Source organism: Streptacidiphilus albus JL83, from assembly GCF_000744705.1.
GTDB classification, from domain to species: Bacteria; Actinomycetota; Actinomycetes; order Streptomycetales; family Streptomycetaceae; genus Streptacidiphilus; species Streptacidiphilus albus.
Genome location: NZ_JQML01000001.1, coordinates 8,588,551 through 8,613,330 on the forward strand (window position 1 = coordinate 8,588,551; position 24,780 = coordinate 8,613,330).

Below are 24,780 nucleotides of genomic sequence, written 5' to 3' on the forward strand. Positions count from 1 at the left end.
GGCCGCGCGGGTCAGCCGGGGAAGGACGCCTCGATCGCCGTCCACAGGTCCACCCGCGCGCGCAGCGCCGTCCGGACCGTGTCCGCGCAGGCCTCCCACTTGGACTGGTCATCGCCGCAGAGGTCGATCAGCATCTGCATCGCCATCGGTGTGTGCTGCTCGCCGTCCACCTCGATGTGGCGGGCCAGGTAGTCCTTGAAGACCGTCAGCACGCCCTCCGCGTCGTCGATCCGGATGACCTGCGCGAACATGTCGGGTATCAGGTCCTCCCGGCCGAAGGCGAAGGCCGCCGCGCGGCAGTGCACCGGGGCGTTCTGGATGATCTCCCAGGTGGTCGAGGTGAAGTCGACGGCGGCCTGCGGCACCTCGGCCGACTTCAGCGCCTCCGGCACGTCGGTGCCCCGGCGGAGCTCCTCCAGGAAGCCGGTGACCGGTCCGGCGTCCGCGCCGGCCAGCCGCATGCCCTCGACATAGAGCTCGAAGTGGCTGGTGTAGCCGTCGCCGAGCTCGTCGCTCTCCTCCACCAGCACGATGTCGTTGATCAGTCGGCGGCTGGCGGTCGGGCCGGCCGGGACCCAGGGCACCTCGACGCAGGTCAGCTCGCGCTGGAGGCTCTTCAGCAGCGACATGAAGTCCCAGACGGCGAAGACATGGCGGTCGAGGAAGGCACGGACATTGGGCAGGCTGTTCAGCCCGGAGTAGACGGAGTGGTCGACGACCTCGCGGCGCAGCGGCTCGATCGCCTGCTGGAGGTAGGTGAGGCCGGGGTGCGAACGGTCCCAGTGGTAACGGTTCTCGGGCATGCGGGGGCTCCCTCTCGGGTCGGGTGGTGCGGGCGGGGTCGGGGTCGTGGGGTTCAGGGCTGTTTCAGCACGGCGTGCAGGGCACGCCGCAGCTGGTCGCGTCCGGGTTGGAGGGCGCGGTCCAGCTGCGGGGCGAAGGGCAGGACCGCTCCGTCCGGACGGGTGATCCGGCGGGGCGGGGCGATCAGCCGCATCTCCTCGGCGGCGGTGGCGACGATCTCGGCGCCGATGCCGCAGCTGCGGTTGGAGTCGTCGATGACGACCAGCCGACCGGTCCGCTCCAGCGAGGCGGCGAGCGCGGTCCAGTCGAAGGGATGGAGGGTCCGGGGGTCGAAGACCTCGACCGAGACCTCGCCGGCCAGCTCCGCCGCGACCGCCAGGGCGTCCTGGACCAGGTGGCCGACGGCGACCACGGTGACGTCGGTGCCGCTGCGGTGGATCCGGGCCCGCCCCAGCGGGACCGGCGCCAGCTCCCGGCCCACGTCCTCGCGCAGGCCGAGCGCGGCGGCCGGGGCGAAGACCACGGTCGGGTCGGGGTCCCGGATCGCCGACAGCAGCAGGCCGTAGGCGTCCGAGGGAGTGGCCGGTACCACGGTCTTCACCCCGGCGTGGGCGAAGAGGCTGTACGGATGGTCGGAGTGCTGGCCGGCCCAGCCGTCCCGGGAGCCGGAGCCCGGCACCAGGCAGGTGAGCGGCACGCCCGCCGCACCGCCGGTCATCAGCGAGAACTTGTGCGCCTGGTTGACCAGTTGCTCGAAGACCAGGAACAGCAGCGAGGGGATCTGGAACTCGACCACCGGACGGCGGCCGGCCAGGGCCGCGCCGACGGCCATCCCGGTGAAGCCCTGCTCGGAGAGCGGGGCGTCCACCACCCGGCCGGGGCCGAACCGCTGCTGGAGCCCGAGGGTCGGCCCGGCCAGCCCGGCGCCGACGTCCTCGCCCAGTACGAAGACCGCCGGGTCCTCGGTCAGCGCGTCGGCCAGGGCCCGGTTGAGGGCCTTGGTGTAGGAGAGCAGGCTCACCGGGTCGCCCCCGCTCGCGGGCACAGTCCGTCGGCGTAGAGGTGGTCGAGCGCCCCGGCCGGATCGGGGTGCGGATCGGCCAGGGCCCGGCGCTCGGCCTCGGTCAGCTCCGCCTCCACCGCCGCGTCGATCCGCTCGCGCTGCCCCTGGTCGAGCAGCGCCGCTGCGCGCGGCAGCGGGTCCCGGCCGCGCCAGTCCTCGACCTCCTCGGCGGTGCGGTAGTTCAGGCGCATGCGGCGCTCCATGGTGTGGTGTCCCTCGAAGCGGTAGGTCCGGCACTCCAGGAAGGCGGGGCCGCCGCCCGTGCGGGCCCGGTCCACCGCCCGGACGGCGGCCTGCCGGACGGCCTCGGTGTCCATGCCGTCGACCGCCGTGCCCGGGATGCCGAAGGCCGCCGCCCGGCCCAGGGCGCTGCCGGCCACCGCGACCGTGCTCGGCAGGGTGGTCGCATAGCCGTTGTTCTCGCAGACGAAGACGGTCGGCAGCTGCCACATCGCCGCGAGGTTGAGGGACTCCAGCAGCACCCCCTGGTTGAGCGCCCCGTCGCCGAAGAACGACACCACCACTCGCTCCTCGCCCGCCGCCCGGGCGGCCCAGGCCGCGCCGACGGCGATCGGTGCGCCCGCGCCGACGATGCCGTTGGCGCCGAGGATGCCGAGCGAGAGGTCGGCGGCGTGCATCGAGCCGCCCCGGCCGCGGTTCAGTCCGGTCTCCCGGCCCAGGAGTTCGGCCAGCATCCGGTACGGGTCGGCGCCCTTGGCGAGGACGTGGCCGTGGCCCCGGTGGGTGCTGGTGATCCGGTCCTGCGGCAGCAGCGCGGAGCAGACGCCGACGGCGACGGCCTCCTGACCGATGTACGGATGGATGCCGCCGACGATCGCCCCGGACCTGACCAGCGCCAGCGCCCGCTCCTCGAAGGAGCGGATCAGCCGGAGCATCCGATAGCGGTCGGCCGGGGTCTCCAGGTCGGCGGTGTGACGGAGGGTCACACCGACCCCTGCCAGATCGTCGGGCAGATCTCCGGGTCCGCGTAGTCGGGCAGTCCGTCGGCCGCGCGGCGGACCACGACGTCGTGGTTGTAGACGACGGTGCTGCCGTCGGCCCGGGTGTACCGGCGGTAGTGGTTGTCGCCGTCCTGGAGGTGCAGCGAGACCGCGCGGCGCGGGTCGGCGGCCAGATTGGCGCCGCTGCCGTGGTACGTCCGGCAGTGGTGGAAGCTGACGTGGCCGCGCGGGATCACGACCGGGACCTTGCGCACCTCCTGCCCGTTGAAGCGGGCGTTCTCGGTGAGCAGGGCCTCCAGCTCGGAGCGGTCGCGCCGGGCGAAGTGGCGGCTGGAGTCCTCGCCGGTGTCGAGCTCGCGCCAGCGGTGGCTGCCGTCGACCATGGTGATGGTGCCGTTCTCCACCCCGCAGTCCCGGAACGGGACGAAGGCCGTCAGCATCCGTTCCGAGCTGCAGGTCTGCCAGTAGTGCCGGTCGAAGTGCCAGGGCACCTGGTTGCTGGGTTCCTCCGGCACCGGCGGCTTGTAGATCAGCGTGGCCTGGAAGACCCGGATCTGCTCGGCCCCGGCCAGCAGCGCGGCCACCGCGCCGACCAGCGGGTTGCGCAGGATCGCGCCGATGGCGTCGCTCTCGTAGTGGACGTAGTCGTTGTGCCGCTGCACCGGGCCGTGCGCGGGCTCCCAGGCGGCCAGGTTCGGCGGACGGACCGCCAGGGTGCGGTCGCGGTGGCCCTCGTAGTACTTCTCGGTGGCGTCCTGGAGGGTGTCGAGCTCCTCGTCGGAGAACAGCCGGCGGGAGAGGTACCAGCCGTGCTCGCGGTAGCCGGCGACCTCCTCCGGGGTGGGCATCAGGGCACGTTCGGCCTCGGTGAGTGCGAAGACCTGACGGTCGGTCATGGGGGCTCTGCCTCCTCGGGTGCGGATCTGCGGGACGGGTGGCATCCGCTACGCGGGCTGGGGCTGGGCTCGGGGTGCGTCGGCGTGCTGCCGCTCGACGGCCTCGTACAGCGCCTTGATGTTGTTGGTGCCGAAGCTGCCGGCGCCCCGGCGCTCGACCAGCTCCAGGAAGAAGGTGCCCCTGGGGTGGGTCGAGCGGGCGAATATCTGGAACAGCTGGCCCCCGTGGTCCTGGTCGACCAGCAGGTCCAGCTCGCGGAGGGTGGGCAACGGGATGGCGGTCTCCCCCAGGCGGGCGGCCAGCCCGTCGTAGTAGGCGCCGGGGGTGCGGAGGAACCCGACGCCGCGCGCCCTGAGGGTGCGCACCGCCCCGGCGATGTCGGCGGTGCCGAAGGCCAGGTGCTGCACCCCGGGACCGGCGTTGGCGTCGAGGAAGGTGTCGATCTGGCCGGGCTGACGTGCGGTGTCGGGCTCCAGCAGGGTGAAGGTCACCCGGCCGGAGGGGCTCTGCACCACGCTGGAGTCCATCGCCTGGGCGCCGACCTCGATGTAGTCGCCGAAGATCCGTTCGAGGCCCAGTGCCGCCTCGCAGAACTGCACCGCCGGGGCGAGCTCGCCCGAGGGCACGCAGACGGCCACGTGGTCGAGGAGTTCGAGCAGCGGGTCGGCCGGGGCGTCCCCGGCCGGCCCGGCCGCGTCGGGGGTGTCCGTGTCCGGGGTGTCCGTGTCCGGGACCAGGCGCAGCGCGACGTCGCCGAAGCCGGCGATGAGCCCCGGCTCGCCGAGTTCGCGGGCCCCGTGCCGGAGGGCCCGGGCCAGCGAGGCCGCCGGGTCGGTGCAGCCCAGCGCGATCACCGCGACGCCGTCGCCGTGCCGCCGGACGAACTCCGCCACCGGATGGTCCGCGCGCAGGGCCGAGCTGAGCGTGATCCGGATGCCGCCCTGGCGGAGGTGGACGCGATGCACCCCGGGCGGGGCGTCCGGCCCGCCGTCCCGCTCGGCCGGGTCGTGGTCGAAGCCGAGGCCGGTGACGAGTTCGGTGGCGTACGCCTCGGCGTCCGCGCAGTGGAATTCGACATGGGTGATGCCCTGGACGGTCAACGGAGCTCCCCGGACTGGTCGGCTGTTGCTGGGTGCCTGCTGGTGCTGGTGGACGCCGGACCGAAGACCAGGCTGAGGTTGTGGCCGCCGAAGGCGAAGGAGTTGGAGAGCGCGGCCCCCGGCGCGACCGCCCTGGCCGGCCCCCGGACGTGGTCCAGGTCGCAGGCCGGGTCGGGGCTCTCCAGGTTGAGCGTCGGCGGCAGCAGGCCCCGGGACAGCGCCAGGACGGTCACCGCCGCCTCGACCGCCCCGGCCGCGCCCAGCAGATGGCCGGTGGCGCCCTTGGTGGAGCTGACGGCCGGCTGCCCGCCGCCGAAGACCGCGCGCAGCGCCGAGGCCTCGGCGGTGTCGCCCAGCTTGGTGCCGGTGCCGTGGGCGTTGACATAGCCGATCTCGGCCGGGGCCAGCCCGGCCGAGGACAGCGCCGCGCGCATCGCGTCGGCCGCGCCCTCGCCGTCGGGACGGGGCATGGTCGGGTGGTGGGCATCGGTGGAGGCGCCCCAGCCGGTGAGGTCGGCGTAGCCGGCCGCGCCCCTGGCCTCGGCGTGGGCGGCGCATTCGAGCACCAGCACGGCGCTGCCCTCACCCAGGACGAAGCCGTTCCGGCGGCTGTCGAAGGGCCGGCTGGACTGCTCCGGATCGGACCAGCCCTGGGCCAGGGCCCGGGAGTTGGTGAAGGCGGCGGCGATGGTCGGGTGCAGCGAGGACTCGGTGCCGCCGCAGACCACCACGTCGGCCTCGCCGGCCCGGATCAGCCGCAGCCCCTCGGCGACGGCCTGGGCCCCGGCGGCGCAGGCGGTGACGATGGTGGAACTGAAGCCCCGGATACCGTGTTTGATGGCGATCCGGGCGGTCGCCATATTGGAGAGCATGCCGGGCAGGAGGTAGGGACTGACGCCGGGGCGACCGCGTTCCAGCCTTCGGTGCGACTGCTGTTCGAAGGTCTGCAGTCCGCCGCCGCCGGTCGCCAGCACCACGGCGGTGCGGTGCGGGTCGGTGTCCCGGCCGACCACGATCCCGGCGTCGGCGAGGGCGTCGTCCGCGGCCGCGAGGGCGAGCAGGACGAAGCGGTCCACGCAGCGGGTCTCCTTCGGCGGCAGCACCTCGCTGCCGTCGATGGCCGGGGCCACGCCGGCCGCCTCCAGCCAGCCGTGGGCCGGATGGCCCTCGACCGGCGCGGTGATCCCGCAGCGACCGGCGGTCAGCGCGTCGAAGAACTCGCCGGGCTTCCGGCCCAGCGGGGTGACCAGGCCGATCCCGGTCACCACGGCGGCCCGGCCCACGGCGCGGCTCATGAGGCGACCAGAGCGGCGGACGGCACTGCGCCGGAGGGGGACGTGGTCACGGCTTCGAGGTGCTGCTGACGGAGCAGCACCTTGCGGACCTTGCCGGTCGGGCCGAGCGGGATCCGGTCGGCGGGTACCACCAGGACCTGGCGGACGGTGGCGGCGGTGGGCCCGTCGAGGGCCGCCGTCACCTCCTCGGTCCGGTCGGCGTCCGGATCGGCGCCCGGGTGGAGCTGCAGCAGGACGTCGGTGACCACCCGCTCGCCGTCGCGGAAGGCGACCACGGTGCACTCCAGGATGTCGGGGCAGCTGGCCAGCACCCGCTCCTCCGACATCGCGGTGAACAGCCGTCCGCCGTCGCCGAGCCGGACCGAGTCGACGGCCCGGTCGACGTGGTAGTAGTAGCCCTCCGGGTCGCGGAAGACCAGGTCGCCGGTGAGGAAGTAGCCGCGGACCCGGGTCCGGTGGGTGGTGGCCGAGTCGTTCCAGTAGCCCAGGGCCAGGGTGGGGGAGCGGGTGCCGAGCTCGCCCACCTGGCCGTCGCCGAGCGCCTCGCCGTCGGGGCCGAGCACCGCGCAGTCGACGAAGGCGTGCGGTCGGCCGATGCAGCGGCCGTAGCGCTCGGTCCCGGGACCGTGGGTGATGAAGAAGTGCGAATGGCCCATCTCGGTGGAGCCGAGGCCGTCCACGAAGAGCGAGCCGGGGACCCGGGTGCGCCCGGCGCGGGTGACCGTCTCGCGGGAGCCGGCCGCGATCAGCCGGCGGATGTGGGCCTCGTGCGCGCAGTCCCCGGTGTTCCACCAGAGCGCGACGCTGTCGAGCCGGCGGGCGCCCAGATCGTGCCGGGCGAGGTCGGACCAGGTGGCGGCGAAGCCGATGACCCCGCGCGGCTCCCAGCGCTCGATGGCGTCCAGGACCGCGGCCCCCGACTGCTCGGACAGCAGGGCGATCTCCGCCTGGGTGCTGAGGGCGAGGTTGACCGCGATCAGGGTGGCCGCGTGCGGGGCCGGCAGGGCGCTGAGCATCCGCTCGGAGCCCTGCGGACGCGGCAGGGCGAGCCGGTGGCGGATGGCGGCGTAGAGGCTCGCGTGCGAGTGCAGCACGGCTTTGGGCAGGCCGGTGGTGCCGGAGGAGTGGGTGATCGCGACCGGGTCCTCGGACCAGTGCGGGTAGGGCGCCGGGGCGCTGTCCGGGTCGGCGTCCGAGCCGAGCGAGCCGACCGGCGGGAGCAGCGGCGCGCCGGGATCGTGCTCGGCGAGCAGGTCGGCGTGGGCGGGGTCGGTCAGGATGCCCACGGCGTCGAGCCGGCGGATGTAGCGGGCGGCGCGCTCGCCGTCGAGGTTCGGGTTGAGCAGTGCCGGGATCGCGCCGATCCGGGCCAACGCGAGGAAGGAGAGTACGTGATCCGCGGCGCTAGTCGTGTACACTACAATCGGATCACGGGGAGCGACCCCGAGTGCGTGCAGTGCCGCTGCGCGCGCCCGGACGGCGCGGTCCAACTGGCGCAGGGTGAACGGGAACCAGGCGGGGTGACCGTCCACCGGCGTGTCGAAGGTCAGCAGCGGTTCGTCCAGGCCCAGGCCCAGGGCGATCCGGCGGGTGAGCACATTGGCTGCGCCGACCTCCGGGTCGTCTGCCAGCAGGGCACGGATACTACGGATACTCATGGCGGCGGGTCCCTCCCACGGCGGTGTCGGTCACGGTCGGTCGGTCGGAGTGGATCGGTCAGGGTTGGGGAGTGTCCGGGCAGGCCGGAACGATCCCTGGCGTGCCCTGGCATTGCATGGCGGAACATGGCAGAACGGGATGGTGCGGAGGCAGGGCGGCGGCCCGGGTCAGGCCCTGGCGAGGAGGGCGGCCACGGCCCGGTCGGGGCACCGGCGGTCCTCGGTCTGCTCGGCGGAGATCACCAGCACCTGGTCGGCGTCGCCGTCCGCGAGCAGCAGTGCTGCCAGTTCGAGGGCGTCGACCGGGAGTTCGCCGGGGACGGCGGGTGTCGTCGGGGCGACGGCCACCACCGGGCCGGTGAGCTGCCAGCGGGCGGCGAGGTGCCCCAGCACGGCGTTGGGATTGGACTGGAAGAAGAGCAGCGGCGGCACCCGTCCGCCGGAGGCGGCCGCGGTGTCGATGGCACGGGCGGTGGCTCGGTCGCCGCTGCTGCTGGCGAGCAGCAGCGCCGTCCTGGTCGGTGCGGGCGGCACCGGTCGGTCCGGGCCCAGGTGGGTCCGGAGGCAGCGCTCGGCCGCCACTGCCACCAGCGGGCTGAACGACGAGGCGGTGAACCCGGCCAGCGGGGGCAGTTCGGTGTCACCGGGTTCGGGCCAGCCGCCGCGGGCCAGGACGCGGACTGCGGTGGCGGTGGTCATGGGGCGGCCACCAGGAGCGCCGTGTTGGCGCCGCCGAAGGCCGAGTTGAGGCTGAGCGCGTAGCGGGGGTGGGCTTCGCGCGGCCCCTCCAGTACCAGGTCGAGGCCGCAGTCCGGGTCGGGACCGAGCCAGCCGGCGTTGACCGGGAGCAGACCGCTCGACAACGCCGAGATGGTGACCGCGAGTTCGAGCAGCGCCGAGGCTTCGAGCGCATGCCCGTGCACGGACTTGCTGGAGCTGACGGGCAGTCGGCCGGTATGTCGTCCGAAGGCCCGGTGCAGGGCGGCGGCCTCGGCCCGGTCCGCCAGCGGCGAGCCGGTGCCGCCCGCGTTGACGTAGCCGACCTCCTCCGGCGCGACGCCCGCCCGGGCGAGCGCGGATTCGGCGGCCAGGGCCAGGGCCCTGCCGTCGGGTGCCGGACGGCAGACGTGGTGCGCGTCGCCGGACCGGCCCCAGCCGGCGATCCGGGCCAGGACCGGTGCCCCGCGCCGCTCGGCCGCCGCCTCGTCCTCGATGACCACGGCCACGGCCGCGTCCCCGAGCAGGGTGCCGGTGCGTCCGGCGCTGAAGGGTCGTAGGGAACCGTCGCGGGCGAGTGCCCGGCCGGCGTCGAAGGCCGCGAAGACGCCGGGCCCCACCAGGTGCCCGGCGGCGACCAGCACCCGGCTCCGGTGTCCGGCGGAGACCAGGGCCGCGGCGTCGGCCACCGCGGTTCCGGAGGCGACACAGGCGCCGGTGTAGACGCGGGTGACGCCGCCGAGGCCCCGACGGGTGGATGTCGCCTCGCCGACCCGGTCCGCCACCGCCCGGGTGTTGAGGTCGCTGTGCAGGGCGAGCAGCAGCGGGGTGGTGTCGGCGTCCTCCGGATCGGCCTGCCGCCAGGCCTCATCGATGACGTCGAGCACCGCGTCCGCGAGCTGCGGCGGGTCGGGCAGGAGGGCGGCCCGGTGGGTCCGCCGACCGCCGGTGTCGAAGCGGGTCACGGTGTCGAACGCCGGTGTGCCCAGGCCGACCGCTGCCGCCAGCGGGTCGATGCCGTGGCCGCAGGCGCTGCGGACTCCGAGACCGGTCACCACGGGTCGGGCGCGTGGTGGCGCGTGACTGCTCATGACCGCGCGGCTCCAGGGTCGGCGCCGGTGTCGGCCCCGGAGCCGACTGCGGCGAGGCAGGCCTCGCGCAGCAGCTCGACCGCGTCGTCGACGCTGCGGACCGCGTCGAGACGGTCGTCGGACAGCTCTGCCTCCACTCCGTACTGCTGCTCGAATTCGGCTATGAGCCAGGTGAGTTCAAGGGAGCCGAGTTCCTCGGGAACACTCTCGGGGGAGCGGTCGCCGAAGGCGGCGAGCATCCGCAGGACGTCGGCCCGGCCCGGGGGCAGGCTCACGCAGCGCTCCCGGCGGTGGCCGAGGCGGAGGCGATCCGGGCGGCGACGTCCTTGGTGAACTCGTCGAGGGTCATCAGTGCGGTGCCCTCCATGTCGTCGAGGTCGAACTTGACCCCGTACTCGTCCTCGACCTGGACCGAGAGGTCGGCCAGGGCCAGGGATTCCAGGTCGAGCCCGGCGGGCCCGAGGTCGGTGTCGCCGGTGACCTCGGAGACGTCGTAGTTCATCTCGGCCAGCGCGGTGAGGACGAATTCGCGGATCCGGTCCTGCATGGTCAGCTCCTTGTGCGGTGATCGGACGTGCTCGGGCGGGAACGGGGCGCGGGAATCGGGCAGCACCGGCCGCCGGCCGGGCGGCCGGTGCGGTGCGGAGGTGCCGGATTCCGGTGCGGGTGCGGGTGCGGGTGCGGGGCGGTGCGGTGCGGGGGCGGTGCGGTACGGAGGGCTCAGCGAGCGGCCGGCGTGGCTGCGGCCTCGGCGGCGGACCGGAGCCCGCTCGGGTCGCGCAGCAGCTTGCCGGTGGCGGTGCGGGGCAGTGCGGGCAGGAGGACGAGGCGGCGCGGGCGTTTGTACGCCGCCAACTGCCGGGCCAGCTGCTCGTGGATGGCGGCCGGCTCGGCTCCGGGTTCGGCGGCCAGGTAGGCCTCGATGACGCCGCCGGTGAGGACCACCACGGCCTCGTGCACCTCGGGGAGCGCGGCGAGGGTCTGCTCGACCTCGGTCAGGTCGACCTTCAGCCCGCCGACCGAGACCTGTGAGTCGCGGCGGCCGAGCACGGTGAGCAGTCCGGTGCCGGGGTCCAGCGCCGCCGCGTCCCTGGTGTGCAGCCAGCCGTCGGACCAGCGGCCGGAGTCGGCGCCGCCCGGGTAGGGCGAGGCTTCGGTGCGGATGTCCAACTCGCCCTTCTGCAGCCGGAGGTGCATCCCGTTGACCGGTTCCACCCGGGGGTGCCGGCTGCCGCTCAGGTCGGTGGCGATGACGCCGGTCTCGGTCATCCCGTACATGGTGCCCAGGGGAACGCCGTAGCGGGCGGCGAAGGCGGCCGGCAGGGTCGGCCGGACCAGTTCCCCGGCGACGATCATGCGTCGCAACTGCGGCAGCGGCGGCGGCGCCTGGACCCCGGCCAGGAGTTCGGCGTGGAACGGCACCCCGATCAGGGTGGTGGGCCGGTCGTCCGCGGCGACGGCCGCCAGGATGCCCGCAGCGGTCATCCGCTCCGGGACGCTCAGCGGCGCCCGCGAGTACAGGCTGTTCAGCAGCCCGCCGACCAGTCCGAGGACGTGCACGACCGAGGAGAGCAGCACGACCCGCTCGCCCTCGCCGGGGAAGTCCTTGAGCCTTGCGTAGCAGTCGAGTTCGCGGAGCAGGTCGGTGGCGGTGCGGCCGATCACCTTGGACGGGCCGGTGGAGCCCGAGCTCAGCTGGATCAGTGAGTGCGGGGTCCGGGCCGGTAGCCCCTCCGGTCGCGCCAGGGCGACCGGGGTCACCTCGGCGAAGCCGCGGAGCGTCGCCGAGGGGCGGTGCGCCGACTGGACCAGGACCTGTGGCTGCAGCCGGTCGAGCGCGAGTCCCGTCTCGTGGTCCGTCAGCCGGTGGTCCAGGAGCATGACCTGGGACTCCTGCTGCCAGGCGGCGAGCAGCGAGACGACGAAGCCCAGCGAGGGCGGGAGCCGCAGGGCGACGGTCCCACCGGGCGCCAGGCCGGCCGCGGCCAGGCGGCCGCGCTCGTCGGCGACCAGCCGCCGCAGTGCGCTGCGGGCGACGGGCGCCTCGAAGCGCAGACACGCCTCGTCGCCGGGGCCGGCCAGGAGGAACAGCTCCACCCAGCCTTCGGGGGCCAGGGCGGGAAAGGGGGGAGGGGCAGAAAAGCCGTTCAACGCCACTCCACGCATCGAGGAGGGAAATATGGACGTCGGTTCACAAGCAGTGCGGTCAATTCCGAATGCAGAGACTTGCACAGACGAACCGTCAAATCAAGGTCTATACCAATGTGGTCCAGACCTCCTACGCTGACCCGTCGGGACCTGCCCGAGCGCGGCCGTCCGGGAATGGGGACCGATGGCACCGTTCGCACTTCCGGAGTTCGAGCGCTCGGCACGGGCCTGTCCCCCAGAGGTGGCCGCCGCGCTGCCTCCGCACATTCCCGCGCTGCTCGACGGCGGGGTGCGCAGCGGCGCCGACACCGTCCTCGCCCTCGGAGTCCGTGCCGTCCAGGTCGGCCGACCTGCCCTCCGGGACCTCGCCACTGGCGGGGCTGCGGGCGTGACCGCCGTGCTGGAGCTGCTGCGGGCCGCACTCGAAACCGCGATAGCCCTGTTGGGCGCCCCTGGCCGACCGACCAGGACCGCGGCGCGCCGACTCCGGCCGCCGCCACAGCCGTACCACCACCGACACAGAGGACGGAACGCCAGAGATGACCAAGCGGGACGCATTCCCCGGCTGGGACTGGGACGACCCCGACGGCCTCGCCCGTGAACTCGACGCCTTCAGCGAACGAGTGGCCGGCTGCGAGAAGTTGGAAGCGACGGCCGAGAGCGTGCCGTACGACCGGGACGACTTCCTGGCCCTCGGACTCACCGGGATCGAGTTCGCGGCCTTCAGGACCGCCCACCCGGAGGGCCTGGGCACCGACCTGGCGGTGCTCCGCAGCGCCGACGGGACCAATGCCAGCCGACCCGGGACGCTCTACCGGGTCGACGGCGACCGCTGCTTCACCCAGCTCGACATCTCCGAGCCGCTGCCCTTCGCCGACGCCAGCGTCGACTGGGTCTACGCCGAGCACCTGATCGAGCACGTCACCCTGCCGGTCGCGGTCGGCTGGCTGCGCGAGGCCCGGCGGGTGCTGCGCCCCGGCGGCGTGCTCCGGATCACCACCCCCGACCTGGCCCGCTACCTGAACGGCTATGTCACCGAGGACGGCTTCCTGGCCCGGCACCGGCGCCGGCTCGGCATGCTGGGCTTCGGCCCGCCGATGCCCGAGCGCAAGGCCTTCCTGGTCAACCAGATCTTCCGCTACTTCGGGCACCAGTGGATCTACGACCTGGACGAACTGCGGCACGTCCTCGGCCTGGCCGGGTTCGACCTGGCGGCGATCCGCTCCTGCGGCTACCGTCAGGGCGTCCGCCCTGACGTCGCCGACCTGGACACCGCCTTCCGCACCGACGAGACCATCTACGTCGAAGCCGACCGCTGACCCGCCGCCCCCGCGGCACCCGAGCCCAGCTGCGCCCGCCCTCCGACGCGCCCGAACCCAGAACAGGTGGACCAGACAACCATGCCCCTCCACCCTCAGGCCCTCGCCGTGCGGGAGCAGCGCGCACGCACGGGCGCGCCGCCCCTCCACACCCTGACCCCGGCCGAGGCCCGGCGATGACCGGCCCCCGGACCGACGCCCTGCCCGACGCCCCGCCCTCCCCGGCCACCACCGGATCGCCCGCGCCCGTTCCGCTGCTCCTGGGCGATCTGCACGGCTCGCTCTCCGATCCGCTGCTCGACGCGATGACCTTCCTGAACGAGGTCGTCTCACGCTTCCCGGACGCCCTCTCCTTCGCGCCCGGCCGCCCCTACGAGGGCTTCTTCGAGCCCGAGGACATCCACGGCCACCTGGACGCCTATCTGGAGCACCTGCGCGAGCGCGGCCTGACGAGGGAGCAGATCCGCGGCGCGCTGTTCCAGTACGGGCCCACCAAGGGCATCGTCGCCGACCTGGTGGCCCGCACCCTGGCCAATGACGAGGGCCTGGAGGTACCGGCCGAGTCGCTGGTGCTCACGGTCGGGGCCCAGGAGGCCATGCTGCTGGTGCTCCGGGCCCTCTGCGCCACCCCCGAGGACGTCCTGCTGGTCAGCGCGCCCTGCTACGTCGGGGTCACCGGTGCGGCGCGGCTGCTCGACCTGACCGTGGTCCCGGTCCCCGAGGGGCCCCTGGGCGGACCGGAGCCGGAGGCGGTCGCGGCGGCGGCCCGCGCGGTCCGGGCGGGCGGCGGCCGGCCCCGGGCGCTCTACGTGGTCCCGGACTTCGCCAACCCCTCCGGCGCCAGCATGCCGGTCCCGGCCCGCAGCCGGCTGCTGGAGGTCGCGGCCGAGGAGGGGCTGCTGGTGATCGAGGACAACCCCTACGGATTCTTCGCCCGCGAGCCCGGCGAACGGCCCACCCTGAAGCGGCTCGACCGGGACCGGCGGGTGGTCTACCTCGGCTCCTTCGCCAAGACCTGCTTCCCCGGGGCCCGGCTCGGCTACGTGGTCGCCGACCAGGAGGTGCTGGCGGCGGACGGCCGCCGCTCGCTGCTGGCCGACGAACTCGCCAAGCTCAAGAGCATGACGACGGTCAACACCCCGGCGCTCAGCCAGGCCGTGATCGGCGGGATGCTGCTGCGGAACGACTGCCGGCTGCGCCGGGCCAACGCCCGCGCCACGGCCTTCTACGCGGCCAATATGGACACCCTCCTGCAGGCGCTGGAGCGGCACTTCCCCGAGCCGCTGCGGACCCGGCTGGGCATCCGCTGGAACCGGCCGGAGGGCGGCTTCTTCGCCGTCCTGGAGGTGCCCTTCGCCGCCGACACGGCGGCGCTGGAGCGCTGCGCCCGCGATCACGGGGTGCTCTGGACGCCGATGGGCGACTTCTATCCGGACGGCGGCGGAGAGCGCCGACTGCGGCTCTCCTGCTCCTCCTTGACGCCGGTTCAGATAACGGCCGGGATCGCCAGGTTGGCCCGGTTCGTGCTCACCGAGGCGGGCTGAGCGGGCAGGCCCCGGCGACGGGCGAACGCCGGAGGGGCCGTGCAGCCGCTGCACGGCCCCTCCGGCGTTCCCGGGGCCACTACCGCACCCGGGTCGAGAACAGCCGGGCGGACCAGAACACCGCGGCCACGGTCAGCAGCCCCACGATCAGCAGGCTCTGCCACACCGAACTGTCGGCCGGGTGGCCGGAGAACAGTGCCCGCATGCCCTGCACGGCCCAGTAGAAGGGGTTCCACCGGGCCACGCCGCGCAGCCAGGCGGGGGCCAGCGCCAGCGGCAGCAGCACCCCGGAGAGCAGGGCGATCGGCTGGGCCATGGTGTTCACCACCGGGGCCAGCGCGGAGTCGTTGGGGACCATCAGCGCGATGCCGTAGGAGATCGCCGAGGTCATCAGCGCGAGCAGGGCCAGCAGCAGGTAGGCCAGCAGCAGGTCCACCGGCTGCACCCGCAGGCCGAAGGGCAGGGCCAGCAGGGTGATGATGACGGCCTGCACCAGCAGCGCCACCACCTCGCGCAGGGCTCGCCCGAGCAGCAGCGCCAGCCGGCTGACCGGGGTGACCCGGGACCGTTCGACGATGCCCGCCCGCAACTCGCCGAGCAGGCTGAAGCCGGTGAACAGACCGCCGAAGATGACCAGCACGGCCAGCAGTCCCGGCACGTAGATCTGGTAGGTCTCGGCGTAGGTGGTCGCGCCCATCGGGGCGAGCACGGTCTTCAGCAGCGGAGCGAAGAGCAGCAGGTAGAACAGCGGCTGGATCACTCCGACGGCGATCCAGACCGGCGTGCGGGCCATCAGCAGCAGCTGCCGCTGGAAGACGAGCCAGGTGTCGCGGGCAAGCTTCATCGCTATCTCGGCCTCTGCGTTCGATTGCCTCAGGGGTGACAGGGGTGACAGGGGTGACGAGGGCGCCGGGGCGGTTCGGGGCTGCCGGGAGGTCGGGGCTGCCGGGGGCTCAGAGCTGCCGGAGCGAGCGGCCGGTCCTGGCCAGGAAGACGTCGTCCAGGCTGGGGCGCTGCAGCTGGACCGTGCTGGGGACCACTCCCGCCCCCTCCAGGGCGCGGAGCAGGTGCGGGATCGCCGCCGCGCCGTTCTCGACGTACAGCCGCAGCCCGCCGCCCTCCTGCGGCTCCAGCCGGTGCAGGTAAGGCTCCCCGCGCAGGGCCTCGGCGGCGCGGGCCTCCCCGGCGACGGCCTCGGCTCCGGACTCCCGGTCGGTCAGGCCGACCAGGACCACGTCGCCGGAGATCTCCCGCTTCAGCGCCTCGGGGGTGCCCTCGGCGACGATCCCGCCCTGGTCGATGATGGCGACCCGGTCGCACAGGGCGTCGGCCTCGTCCAGGTAGTGCGTGGTGACGAAGACGGTCATGCCCTCGGTCCGGAGCCGGCGGACCTCCTCCCAGACCTGGGTGCGGCTGGGCGGGTCGAGGCCGACCGTGGGCTCGTCCAGGAAGAGCACCCGCGGCGAGTGGATCACTCCGAGGGCGATGTCCACCCGTCGGCGCTGCCCGCCGGAGTAGGTGCTGCAGTGGCGGTCGGCGAAGTCGCCCAGGTCGAAGGACTTGAGCGCACCCTCCGTCTGCTGCTGGGCGTCGGCCTTGCTGCTGCCGTACATCCGGGCCTGGAGCACCAACTCCTCGCGGGCGCTGGCGGCGTCGGTGGTGCCGCCGCCCTGGGCGACGTAGCCGATCCGGCGGCGGACGCCGGCCGGGTCGGCGAACAGGTCGGCGCCGGCGATCCGGGCCGCGCCGCCGTCCGGGCGGATCAGCGTCGCCAGCATCCGCAGGGTGGTGGTCTTCCCGGCGCCGTTGGGGCCGAGGAAGCCGAATATCTCTCCCGCCGGGACGTCCAGGTCGATGCCGCGGACGGCGTCGACGCTGTTGGATCGGCGGTTTTTCCGGGACTGGTAGGACTTACGCAGGCCCTTGGTCTCGATCAACCAGAACTCCCGTGAGGGGATGGGTCGCCGGGGCACCGGGGAAGTCGGGTGCCGGGCGCAACCCTAGGGTCTGCGGCCCCTCGGAAACAATGGCCTAGACCAATGGAATTCCGGCCGCTGACCCCGGCGCCAGCGCCTCCAGTCGGTCGACGGCGGCACCGGCGCCGCCGTTCGCCCGCAGCGAGCCCCCCACCCTGACGGCCGCGGCCCGGAGCCCGGGGTCCTCCAACGCCCGCCGGAGGGCCACTGCCAGGCCGGGTGGACCGACCCGCGGGAAGGGCACCCGCAGGCCCGCACCGGAGGCCGCCAACTGGGCGGCGACGAAGGGCTGGTCGTGCCGGATCGGGGCGGCCACCACCGGGACCCCGTGGCTCAGCGACTCGCCCACGGTGTTCATCCCGCCGTGGCACAGCACCGCGTCCACCTGCCCCCGGCGCAGCAGCTCCAGGATCGGCACCCGCTCCAGCGCGACGGCGTCCGGCGGCAGTCCGGGCAGCAGCTCGGGCGCTGCGGCCACCACCAGTTGCGGCCGGTCGGGACCGGTGCCGCACAACTCGACCGCGCGCAGGGCCCGTCGGTGGAAGTCGGCGCTGACCCCGTCGGCCAGGGTGCCCATGGTCAGCAGGATCCGGCGGCGGCCCGGCTCCAGTCGGTCCCAGGGGAAGCCGGGCACGGCCGGACGGTCCGTCAGCACCGGCCCGACCAGTGCGAAGTGCTCGGGGAACGGATCGGGACCGGTCAGCGCGGGTCCGGTCAGCGCCAGCACCAGCGCCGGGGAGAAGCGGGGGTCGGTGAACCCGGCGGCCGGCAGCCCGGCCCGCTGCCAGAGCCCGCCGAGGTGGTCCAGCATCCAGCGTTCGACCTGCGGCAGCGCCCGGAACGGGCGGCCCAGCTCCATCGCGCCCGGGGCGAGGCTCGCCCAGGCGATCCCGTGCCGGTGGGCGGCGATCGCCCCGGCCGGGGTGTGCTGGTCGACCAGCACCACGTCGGGCCGGAACTCCAGCACGGCCCGGTCCAGCGCCTTCTCGGTGAACCGGGCGTACGGGACGATGAACTTCTCCCACAGCGACCGCAACGCGGCCAGGCCGTGCCCGCCCTGGGGACGCAGCAGCCGGCTGCCGGTGCCCAGCACCTCGGCCTCCGGGCCCAGCAGCGGCCGGAGCACCGCCTCCGAACCGGCCCAGGCGACCCGGTGGCCGCGAGCGGCGAGCTCCCGGCCGATGCCGGCGGCGGGCAGCACGTGTCCGGCCAGCGGCGGGACCACGATCAGGAAGCGGCTCACCGGTCCGCCCCGCCCACGGTCACGGCGGTCGCGGTCGCGGTCGCGGGCCCGGGCCCGGTCGCGCCGGGCGGCAGCAGCTCGCGCTGCAGGTCGGCGACGGTCAGTTCGGCCAGCTGCTCCAGGTCCAGTCGGCCGCGCAGCGCGGCGAGATCGGCCACCGGGCCGTAGCACTCCAGCAACAGACTTCCCAGGGTCGCCAGTTCGCATTCGTCCAGGGCCAGGTCGGCGTCCAGTCGGGCCTGCGGGGTGATCGTTCGGGCCCAGTCCGGTGGTGCCTCGGCCGCGCTGAGCAGCAGCGCGACCAGGTCCGGGCGGACGGGGGCGGGAAGGGATTCGGTTCGGTCCATGGGGAGAGCTCCACCTGCTCGACGGCACGGGGCGGGACCGGCGGCCGGGGCGGGGGATCTTGTGCGGCCTGCCGGTCGCCGGAATACTAGCCCGGGTGACCGCACTGGAGGCAGTGGCTGTCCACCTGCCCCGACACACCGAGCCCATCGAGGCGGTGGGGGCGCGCATCGGACTGACCCCCCGTCAACTCAGACTCTTCCGCCGCTTCCACGGACTGGACCGGGTACGCCTGGATCCGGACGGGACGCTGCTCGACCTGCTCACCGGCGCCGTGGACGCCCTGCCCGAACTGCGCGGACAGGAACACCGGGTCCGCTTCGTGCTGCACGCCCGCAGCATGCCGGTGGCCGTGCCCTATCCGCTGAATCCGCTGCACCGACTGCTCGAAAGCCGTGGCCTGGCCCATGCCAACGCCTTCACGGTGACCCACCACGCCTGCGCCGTCGGCCTGCTGGCGATCGACCTGGCCGGGAGGCTGCTGGCCGGTGATCCCGATCCGCAGGCCCTCGCCCTGGTCCTGGCCGGCGAGAAGACCTTCACCAGGGACGCCCAACTGGTGCCGGAGACCGCCATCTTCGGCGAGGGAGCGGCGGCCTGCCTGGTCCGCGCCGAGGGCCCGCGCGACCGGGTGCTGTCCTACGCGGTCCGGCACCGGCCCGACTTCGACGGGCGGCTGGCCGAGGACCCGGCGCTGCTCACGCGCTACCAGCGCGACTACCCGGAGACCATGGCCGAGGCCATCACGGCCGCGCTCGACCAGGCCGGGACACAGCTCGCGGAGCTCGCCCTGCTGCTGCCGCACAACGTCAACGAGGTCTCCTGGAAGGCGCTCTGCCGCCGTCTCGGGTTCCCGCTCGACAAGCTGGTGCTGGACAACGTGGCCTCGGTCGGGCACAGTTTCGCAGCGGACGCCCTCATCAATCTGCACACGGCCGCCACGCGGGGCCTGCTGCAGTCCGGCGACCGCTACCTGATTGCCGCCTCAGGTATCGGTGCCACCTTCTCGGCCATGGTCGTCGAGCACTGACGCACCGTCGGTCCGCCCGGATCCGACCGGGCCCTCCCGAGGCCGCACCGGGAAACCCCCGGGAATCCTCGTCAGCACCAACGCCCCGACACCCCAGCTCGCCTTCGCGCCGCCACGCCCGCCCGCAGCCGCCTGCGCCGGTGGGCGCCGCCCCGGCGTGCCCCATGCCGTTCGGCGCCGGCCCTCGCAGCCCGCCGGCCCCTCACTCCGCCAGTACGACAGGACGGGAGCACATCCATGGAAGACACCGCAGTCCAGAGCAAGGTCCAGCACGACATCGAATTGCGCGGCAGGGTCTTCGCCGGCATCGGCGAGCTCCTGCCGCGGGTACTGAAGCGCGACCTGCCGGAGGTACCGGAGAACGCCTGCCTCTTCGACGACCTCGGGCTGACCTCGGCCGGGACGCTGGAGCTGATCCTGGAGCTGGAGGAGTCGCTGGACCTCCAGGTCGACGTGGAGGAGATCGGTGAGGACGACCTCCGCTCGGTCGCCAGCCTGGCGGACTTCATCGCCGGGCACGTCATCGTCGAGGACTGACCCGTGCCGTCGGCCCGGCCCGGCGGCTCCGGCCTGCGCATCGCGAACGTCCTGTCCCGGGAGTTCACGGGCCGGTCGGAGACCTCGCTGGATCCGGACCTTCGGGTGTTCGTCACGGACCTGACCCGGCCGTACGGGATCCCGCTGCGCGAGGACCTGCTGCGGCAGGGTGTCGGGCACTCCTACGGGGAGATGGCCGAGGGCCTGCTGCGGGAGGCCCTGGCCCCGGACGAACCGGTGGACCTGCTGGTCCTCGCCTTCTCGGCGCCGGACGTCCGTCCCGGCCGCTCGACCGCCGTCCACCTCAGCAGCTTCTGCCCCGGCTCGCCGCTGGCCTTCGCCATCTGCGACCAGGGCGCGGCCGCGGCCTTCACCGCGCTCCGGATCGCCGCGGACTCCGTCCGCGGCGGTGGCTGCGGGAGGGCGGTGGTCCTGGTGCTGGAGCAGTCCGCGCTGCACTACCACCCGGCGGAACCGGAGCCGCTGCCCGACCGGCACTGCGCGGTCGTCCTGGTCTGCGAGCAGGAGAGGGAGACGGGAGTGACGGTGTCCCAGGTCTCGGGCATCCCCGGTGAGTCGGGGGACGGGATGCTGCGCACCCGGGTGGCCGGGCTCGACCGGCGGACCGCCCTGGTCATCGGCCCGCAGTTCGGGCCTACGCCCCCGGAGGCGGTGCGGGCCCGGGCCGGGCAGCCGATGACCGGGGTCTGGGCGGAGCTGGCTGCCCGGCTCCCCGGATGGCGTGCGGAGCGGCGGCCGGTCCTGGTCGCCGACCTGGACCGGCGACTCGGCCGGATGAGCACCCTGCTCATCCCGGCCCCGGCCGCGCTGTGACCGCCGGTGACACCGTGGACCTTCCCGGGCGCGGACGCCCGGTTCGTGGCCTCGGCGGCCACGGACGATGCCAGGGCCCGTCGCTTCACCCGGCTCCGGCGCCGCCGCGAGGCCTGCGTCGAGGTCTTCGGCGGACGCCCGGCCCAGGGGCTGGGACCGCCGCTGGCCGGTCGCCCGGGACCGGACCGGCCTCCGTACACCGATTCCCGCAACCGAGAACGGAACAGCTATGACGGACTCTCAGCCGACCGCTGATCAGCCCACCGTCCTGCCCCCGGGCGAGGCGGTGCTCATCCCGACCGGGGCGGCCGGGGTGGTCCTGGCCTCCGCGCCGTTCGAGGCGGTGGTCGCCCTGCTGCGGCGCGGCATCACCGCGCTCGCCGCAGAGGAGGACTTCCCCCGACTCGCCATTCCGCCGGTGGTGCCGCGCAGCCTGGTCGAGCGGGCCGGCTATGTGAAGGCATTCCCCCAACTCCTGGGCACAGTACACAGTTTCGCAGGCAGCCCGGCGGACTGGAAGCCGCTCTCGGCGCACGCCGTCGAGGGCGGCGGCTGGCACTCGGAGCAGCGGCTGAGCGATCTGGTGCTGCTTCCGGCCGCCTGCTACCCGGTCTACGCGGGGCTCGCCGGACGGGAGTTGACCGATCCCGTGCGGTTCACGGTGGAGGGCCAGTGCTTCCGGCAGGAGGCCACCAGCGAGACCGGACGGCTGCGCAGCTTCCGGATGGTCGAGCTGGTCACCGCCGGCACCGAGGAGCACTGCCTGCGCTGGCGGGGACGGTGGCTGGAACGGGTCACCGGCTGGCTGGCGGAGATGTCGTTGAAGGTGGAGGTCGAGGTCGCGGACGACCCGTTCTTCGGTCCGTCCCGGCGCCTCTTCCAGGCGGCGCAGCGGGTGCAGGAGTTGAAGTTCGAGATGAAGGTCCCGGTGGCCGACGGACTGGTCCAGGCGATCGCCTCGGCCAATGTCCACAAGGACCACTTCGGCGAGGTCTTCGGATTCACCAGCGGCGGCGCGGTCGGCCACACCGCCTGCACGGCGTTCGGCGTCGAGCGGATCGTACTGGCGCTGGTCCAGGCCCACGGCCCCTGCCCGTCGGCCTGGCCGGAGTCGGTCGTCACGGCCATCACCGAACCGAGCTGACGACATGTCATTGAATGACGTCCCGAGAGGTGCAGGTGAGATGAGTCGGACCACACGGACCACGATCCGCTACAGCGGCGGGACCGACGGCAGCGGACCGCTGACGCTGGGTCAGGACAACATGATCCGTTGTATTCTGCGGGACACCCCCGAGCAGATCAACAAGCAGGCCGTCTGGCCGGTTCCGGACGGCACGAGCCTGCCGGCCGCGCTCGCCGCCCTGCGGGCACTGGCTGAGCGGCACGAGTCGCTGCGCACCGTCTTCCCGGCCGGGCCGGACGGCTTCCCGGCCTGCCAGCTGGTCCGCGCCGAGGGCGAGCTCACCGTCACCCTGGTCGAGGCCGGGCCGCTGGAAGACGCTGAACTCGACCTGCTGGCAGATGAGTTGGCGCGGACGGACAATTCCGTCGGGTTCGACCTGGCGGAGGACTTCCCGCTCCGTTTCACCCTGGTGACCCGCGCGGGCGAGCCGGCCCGGCTGGCCGTGGTGGTCAGCCACGCGGGCGCCGACGGCGCCGCGACCGCGCTGCTGGTCCAGGAGTGGCAGGCGCTGGCGGCCGGCAAGGAGCTGCCGCCCGTGGTCGCGCCGACCCCGCTGGCCGTCGCCGCCTCGGAGCAGTCCGGGCTGGGCCTGCGGCGGGGCAAGGCCTCGCTGCGGCACTGGGAGAAGGTGCTGCGCACCTGCCCGCAGGCGGTCTTCGCCGATTCGCGCATCTCCGGCCCGCCGGACCTGGTCTCGGTGCTGATCCTCCGCTCCCGCGAGGCCGCCCGGCACCTGGAGCTGGCCTCCCGGCGGACCGGGGCCACCCCGTCCACCGTCCTGCTGGCGGCCTTCGCCGCACTGGTGGCCCAGCGCGCCGACCAGCACCGGCTGGTGATCGCGGCGCTGTCGGCCAACCGCCACCGGCCCGCGATGGCCGAGTACGTCGGCACCCTGGCCCAGGACGCCTTCCTCGCGGTGGACACCGACGGCGCCGACCTGGACGAGGTCATCGGGCGCACCAAGGCGGCGTCCCTGGCCGGGTACTGGCACAGCACCTTCGACGCCGCCAAGGTCTGGCGGATGATCGAGGACGTCGCCCATCTGCGCGGCTCCCGCTTCGCCCGGCACGTGGTGGTGAACGACCTCAGCCTGACCATCCCCGAGTCCGTGTCCGAGGCGCGTCCGGCGCCGGTGGGAGACCCGGAGATCAGCTGGTTCCCCGACGAGCGGATCCCGGTCCGGCTGATGCTCAATATCGTGCGGGTCGGTGGCTGCCTCGAACTGGCCCTGCTGACCTGCCCGCAGGTGCTGGACCGGGCGGAGACCGAGCAGTTCGTGCGCGGGCTGCTCGCCGTGGTCGAGGCCGCCGCCGAGGGGCCGGTGCCACTGGCCGGCCTGGGTGCGCTCACCGGGGTGGAACCGGGCGTCCGCATCGGCGACTGGCAGCAGGTGGACGGCTCCTGGATCGATCTGGACGCGGTCCGCACGCTGCTGACGGAGGTCCTCGGCGCGGACGTCGGGGTGCGGGTGGAGCTGGTGGACGGCCGACTCGTCGCCCGACTCCGGGTGGACCCGGCCGGTCCGGCGGCGGGGCTCACCCCGGAGGCGGTCCACCGGCTGGTGGTTCCGGCCCTCGGCGGCCGGGACACCGCGATGGCGCCGCACCACTACATCGTGCACGGGGACACCGTGCCGGGGGACACCGCGCACGGGGACACCGTGCCCGGGGGAGCGGCCGGTTCCACGGCGGATCCGGAGCGGCTGCCGGTGATCGCCGAGGGCAGCGGTCGGGACGCGGCCGTCACCGACTGGGAAGCGCTGCTGAACTGACGTCGCCGGGCGCGGGGAGCCGCTCGGTCTCGCCGCCGAAGGCGAGGAAGAGGACCCGGTGGGCCAGCAGCCAGTCGGCGCCGACCCGGTGGAAGGTGTCCTGGTAGTGGCCCACGTTCACCGGCAGCCGGGGCGGCAGCATGCCCCCGGTCCAGCCGTCGACCCGGTAGGTGGTGAAGTAGGAGGTGGCCCGGGCCAGTGTCGGTGACTCCAGGGTGACCAGGATGTTGCCGGTCATCCGGCGGGAGAGCCGGTCGGCGGGGCGGGAGCCGAAGTAGTCGTGCAACGCCTCGCGCCCCTCGATCCGGCGGTCGCCCTCGGGCCACTCCCAGACCCCGTCGGCCGTGAACAGTTCGGCGACGCTGCTCGGTTCGCCCAGGTCGAGCCGGTGCAGGAAGGTGACGATCAGCCGCTCGCAGTCCCGCTCGGCGAGCAGACGGGCGAGCGGGTCGGCCGGATCAGTGGCCCCGGTGGCATCGGTTGTCATCGCCTCTTCCTACCAGCGGGGGGACGGCTGCCGCCATCGGATTTCTCAGCGCGGGAGCGGGGCGTAGTGGGAGGCCACGGCCGGCTGGCCGGTGTAGTTCGGACCGCTGTCCGGGTCGGCGCCGAGGAAGCGGAAGGGGAGGTCCACCGCCCGTCCGCCGGCCAGGCTGAGCAGATGGCGGTGCGGGTCGTACCCGAACCCGGCCGCCCGCAGCGAGCGCAGTATCGGCCGGGCCCCGGGCGAGCCGTCGGCCAGCCGCAGCGAGGCCGGGTCCAGATGCCCGATCAGCAGGCCGTCCGGCGCCAGCCAGGAGGCGGCCCGGGCCAGCAACCCGAGCTTGTCGCCCAGGTAGTGGAGGCCGTGGACGCAGGTCACCAGGGACTGGACGCGCGGCGGCGACCAGGTCGAGAGGGGGGCCACCACCAGCTCCACCCCGGCCGGGAGCGGCTGCGGCAGCAGCGGTCCGACCAGGTCGACGCCGGTCAGCACGCTGCCCGGAGGCAGCAGCGGGGCGGCCGCGACCAGCGCGCGGCCGCTGCCGCTGCACAGGTCCAGCCAGGCCGGCGGGCCGCCCGCGCGGGCGAGCAGCCAGGTGGCCGGGTCGAGGCCGAGTTCGCGGGCGTAGCTGTTGACGCCGGAGAGCCCGCGTTCGCGGTTCATGGAGTTGTTGGCGACCACCGTGGTGAGCTCCAACTCCTGTTCGGAGAGGAGCGGAACGCCGGTGCGCGCGGGTTGCATGCGGACATTCTGCCGAAACCTGGTTGACGGTGCCT

26 protein-coding genes are annotated in these 24,780 nt (G+C 73.9%); 8 read left to right on the forward strand and 18 right to left on the reverse strand.

Translation table 11 applies throughout. The annotated features are described in order from the left end of the window. Positions 1–11 precede the first annotated feature (11 nt). The 12 genes from BS75_RS37330 to BS75_RS37385 all read right to left on the reverse strand — a co-directional run bounded on the left by BS75_RS37330 (position 12) and on the right by BS75_RS37385 (position 11,744). Positions 12–803, reverse strand: coding sequence for a DUF3050 domain-containing protein (locus BS75_RS37330; protein ID WP_034091388.1), 792 nt, complete (start codon positions 801–803; stop codon positions 12–14). A gap of 53 nt (positions 804–856) precedes the next feature. After that, positions 857–1,849 (reverse strand): alpha-ketoacid dehydrogenase subunit beta, encoded by a 993-nt coding sequence (locus BS75_RS37335; RefSeq protein WP_231608006.1) that lies wholly within the window; start codon positions 1,847–1,849, stop codon positions 857–859. Continuing rightward, complete coding sequence (locus tag BS75_RS37340) at positions 1,822–2,814, reverse strand: thiamine pyrophosphate-dependent dehydrogenase E1 component subunit alpha (protein WP_231608007.1); 993 nt, start codon at positions 2,812–2,814, stop codon at positions 1,822–1,824. The genes BS75_RS37335 and BS75_RS37340 overlap by 28 nt, the downstream gene beginning before the upstream one ends. Further along, positions 2,811–3,725 (reverse strand): phytanoyl-CoA dioxygenase family protein, encoded by a 915-nt coding sequence (locus tag BS75_RS37345; RefSeq protein WP_034091389.1) that lies wholly within the window; start codon positions 3,723–3,725, stop codon positions 2,811–2,813. Before BS75_RS37345 ends, BS75_RS37340 begins: the two co-directional genes overlap by 4 nt. Before the next feature lie 48 nt (positions 3,726–3,773). Continuing rightward, entirely contained in the window at positions 3,774–4,826 is a 1,053-nt protein-coding gene (hppD, locus tag BS75_RS37350; RefSeq protein WP_034091390.1) for a 4-hydroxyphenylpyruvate dioxygenase, read from the reverse strand. After that, on the reverse strand, positions 4,823–6,121 hold the full coding sequence (locus BS75_RS37355) for a beta-ketoacyl-[acyl-carrier-protein] synthase family protein (RefSeq protein WP_034091391.1): 1,299 nt from the start codon (positions 6,119–6,121) through the stop codon (positions 4,823–4,825). Before BS75_RS37355 ends, hppD begins: the two co-directional genes overlap by 4 nt. Next, positions 6,118–7,779 (reverse strand): class I adenylate-forming enzyme family protein, encoded by a 1,662-nt coding sequence (locus BS75_RS37360; RefSeq protein WP_034091392.1) that lies wholly within the window; start codon positions 7,777–7,779, stop codon positions 6,118–6,120. Before BS75_RS37360 ends, BS75_RS37355 begins: the two co-directional genes overlap by 4 nt. Positions 7,780–7,947: 168 nt before the next feature. Continuing rightward, entirely contained in the window at positions 7,948–8,478 is a 531-nt protein-coding gene (locus BS75_RS37365; protein ID WP_034091393.1) for a hypothetical protein, read from the reverse strand. After that, positions 8,475–9,587 (reverse strand): beta-ketoacyl-[acyl-carrier-protein] synthase family protein, encoded by a 1,113-nt coding sequence (locus tag BS75_RS37370; protein WP_042437845.1) that lies wholly within the window; start codon positions 9,585–9,587, stop codon positions 8,475–8,477. The genes BS75_RS37365 and BS75_RS37370 overlap by 4 nt, the downstream gene beginning before the upstream one ends. Then, a complete protein-coding gene (locus BS75_RS37375; RefSeq protein WP_231608008.1) occupies positions 9,584–9,862 on the reverse strand; it encodes an acyl carrier protein in 279 nt (92 codons plus the stop codon). Before BS75_RS37375 ends, BS75_RS37370 begins: the two co-directional genes overlap by 4 nt. After that, positions 9,859–10,134 (reverse strand): acyl carrier protein, encoded by a 276-nt coding sequence (locus BS75_RS37380; RefSeq protein WP_034091395.1) that lies wholly within the window; start codon positions 10,132–10,134, stop codon positions 9,859–9,861. The genes BS75_RS37375 and BS75_RS37380 overlap by 4 nt, the downstream gene beginning before the upstream one ends. Positions 10,135–10,307: 173 nt before the next feature. Continuing rightward, positions 10,308–11,744, reverse strand: coding sequence for a class I adenylate-forming enzyme family protein (locus BS75_RS37385; protein ID WP_408022575.1), 1,437 nt, complete (start codon positions 11,742–11,744; stop codon positions 10,308–10,310). Between the two features lie 175 nt (positions 11,745–11,919). On the opposite strand from BS75_RS37385, the gene BS75_RS47315 reads away from it, so the two are divergent. From BS75_RS47315 to BS75_RS37395, 3 genes are all read left to right on the forward strand, one after another. After that, on the forward strand, positions 11,920–12,336 hold the full coding sequence (locus BS75_RS47315; protein ID WP_081983008.1) for an alpha-hydroxy-acid oxidizing protein: 417 nt from the start codon (positions 11,920–11,922) through the stop codon (positions 12,334–12,336). After that, entirely contained in the window at positions 12,275–13,054 is a 780-nt protein-coding gene (locus BS75_RS37390) for a class I SAM-dependent methyltransferase (RefSeq protein ID WP_034091397.1), read from the forward strand. Before BS75_RS47315 ends, BS75_RS37390 begins: the two co-directional genes overlap by 62 nt. A gap of 176 nt (positions 13,055–13,230) precedes the next feature. Further along, a complete protein-coding gene (locus BS75_RS37395) occupies positions 13,231–14,598 on the forward strand; it encodes an aminotransferase-like domain-containing protein (RefSeq protein ID WP_034091398.1) in 1,368 nt (455 codons plus the stop codon). Positions 14,599–14,677: 79 nt separating this feature from the next. Here BS75_RS37395 and BS75_RS37400 read toward each other — a convergent pair whose 3' ends face one another. The 4 genes from BS75_RS37400 to BS75_RS37415 form a co-directional block, all read right to left on the reverse strand. Beyond that, the gene (locus BS75_RS37400) at positions 14,678–15,442 is read right to left on the reverse strand and encodes an ABC transporter permease (RefSeq protein WP_034091399.1); all 765 of its coding nucleotides are present in this window, start codon (positions 15,440–15,442) and stop codon (positions 14,678–14,680) included. A gap of 109 nt (positions 15,443–15,551) precedes the next feature. Then, on the reverse strand, positions 15,552–16,535 hold the full coding sequence (locus BS75_RS37405) for a daunorubicin resistance protein DrrA family ABC transporter ATP-binding protein (protein WP_034091400.1): 984 nt from the start codon (positions 16,533–16,535) through the stop codon (positions 15,552–15,554). Between the two features lie 94 nt (positions 16,536–16,629). Continuing rightward, entirely contained in the window at positions 16,630–17,817 is a 1,188-nt protein-coding gene (locus tag BS75_RS37410) for a glycosyltransferase (RefSeq protein ID WP_034091401.1), read from the reverse strand. Further along, positions 17,814–18,164, reverse strand: coding sequence for a hypothetical protein (locus BS75_RS37415; protein WP_034091402.1), 351 nt, complete (start codon positions 18,162–18,164; stop codon positions 17,814–17,816). Before BS75_RS37415 ends, BS75_RS37410 begins: the two co-directional genes overlap by 4 nt. A gap of 95 nt (positions 18,165–18,259) precedes the next feature. Here BS75_RS37415 and BS75_RS37420 point away from each other — a divergent pair, with 95 nt between their 5' ends. The 5 genes from BS75_RS37420 (at position 18,260) to BS75_RS37445 (ending at position 23,520) form a co-directional block, all read left to right on the forward strand. Further along, positions 18,260–19,192, forward strand: coding sequence for a 3-oxoacyl-[acyl-carrier-protein] synthase III C-terminal domain-containing protein (locus BS75_RS37420; RefSeq protein WP_034091403.1), 933 nt, complete (start codon positions 18,260–18,262; stop codon positions 19,190–19,192). 237 nt (positions 19,193–19,429) lie between these two features. Further along, positions 19,430–19,729 (forward strand): phosphopantetheine-binding protein, encoded by a 300-nt coding sequence (locus BS75_RS37425; protein ID WP_034091404.1) that lies wholly within the window; start codon positions 19,430–19,432, stop codon positions 19,727–19,729. Between the two features lie 3 nt (positions 19,730–19,732). After that, positions 19,733–20,563, forward strand: a complete 831-nt coding sequence (locus tag BS75_RS37430; RefSeq protein WP_052070186.1) for a hypothetical protein — start codon at positions 19,733–19,735, stop codon at positions 20,561–20,563. Between the two features lie 229 nt (positions 20,564–20,792). Then, positions 20,793–21,707, forward strand: coding sequence for a class-II aminoacyl-tRNA synthetase family protein (locus BS75_RS37440; RefSeq protein ID WP_042437841.1), 915 nt, complete (start codon positions 20,793–20,795; stop codon positions 21,705–21,707). Positions 21,708–21,747: 40 nt separating this feature from the next. Next, on the forward strand, positions 21,748–23,520 hold the full coding sequence (locus tag BS75_RS37445; protein WP_034091406.1) for a condensation domain-containing protein: 1,773 nt from the start codon (positions 21,748–21,750) through the stop codon (positions 23,518–23,520). Here BS75_RS37445 and BS75_RS37450 read toward each other — a convergent pair. Together BS75_RS37450 and BS75_RS37455 are read right to left on the reverse strand one after the other, a co-directional pair. After that, on the reverse strand, positions 23,492–24,007 hold the full coding sequence (locus BS75_RS37450) for a nuclear transport factor 2 family protein (protein ID WP_034091407.1): 516 nt from the start codon (positions 24,005–24,007) through the stop codon (positions 23,492–23,494). The genes BS75_RS37445 and BS75_RS37450 overlap by 29 nt on opposite strands. A gap of 45 nt (positions 24,008–24,052) precedes the next feature. Continuing rightward, on the reverse strand, positions 24,053–24,745 hold the full coding sequence (locus tag BS75_RS37455) for a class I SAM-dependent methyltransferase (RefSeq protein WP_034091408.1): 693 nt from the start codon (positions 24,743–24,745) through the stop codon (positions 24,053–24,055). Positions 24,746–24,780 lie beyond the last annotated feature (35 nt).